This window comes from Rhodococcus sp. P3_B8 (genome assembly GCF_056402775.1).
Genome location: NZ_JBFUGT010000684.1, coordinates 1 through 731, shown reverse-complemented (window position 1 = coordinate 731; position 731 = coordinate 1). Strand labels below are relative to the sequence as shown.

General features: G+C 62.9%; 2 protein-coding genes. Both read right to left on the bottom strand.

Annotated elements, in window-relative coordinates:
• On the bottom strand, positions 1–194 hold a 194-nt coding region (locus AC1D1G_RS45750), incomplete at its 3' end, for a PCRF domain-containing protein (RefSeq protein WP_477957005.1).
• Between the two features lie 91 nt (positions 195–285).
• Entirely contained in the window at positions 286–528 is a 243-nt protein-coding gene (gene rpmE, locus AC1D1G_RS45745) for a 50S ribosomal protein L31 (RefSeq protein ID WP_005252948.1), read from the bottom strand.
• Positions 529–731 lie beyond the last annotated feature (203 nt).

Here is a 731-nt window from a genome sequence, read left to right as displayed (position 1 = left end):
GCATCCAGATCGTCCTGCGCCGACTTGAGCTTGGCATATGTCGCCATGATCGGCGCGAGCTCGGCGAATCGCTTGCCCGCCTTGCGGGCGGCAGAAGCGTCGTTGTGCAGGGCCGGGTCCGCCAACTGCTGCTCCAGGCCGGCATGTTCGGCCAGGATGTCGTCGATGGCCGAAGGCTGGGTGGTCCCTGCCATGATTCGCTCCGCTCTGCGTTCTTTCGGGAATAGGCACAAAAAAGCCGACGCCCGGCCTGCAATTATCGCAGGACGGGCGTCGGCGGAACAGCTAGGACTCTGCAGATTCCTTGGCTGCGCCCTTGCCGGCGCGCTTGCCGTAGCGAGCCTCGAAGCGGGCGACACGTCCACCGGTGTCGAGGATCTTCTGCTTGCCGGTGTAGAACGGGTGGCACTGCGAGCAGACCTCGACGTTGATACGCCCGGTCTCCTTGGTGCTGTGGGTCTCGAAGGTGTTTCCGCAACCGCAGACCACGGTGGTGGCCACGTAGTTGGGGTGAATGCCTGACTTCATGGTGTCCCTTTCAATGGTCGCCGGGTCGCCTTCGCCGTTCGAAGACGTGAACCGGAACCGGACTCAGCCGCTCAGTATGCCAGATCGCAGGTTCGCGATCCCAATCGGCATTTGTGCTTGCGGTGTGGTCAACGCGGGTGGTCCGCGTTTTGTTCCACGGTGATTCTGGAGGGGAAAAACAGCGGGGCCCGGCGACCGAAAGT

Excerpts from the sequence above, each read along its gene's own strand:
- rpmE (WP_005252948.1), bottom strand. The coding sequence starts at position 528 with ATGAAGTCAGGCATTCACCCCAACTACGTGGCCACCACCGTGGTCTGC.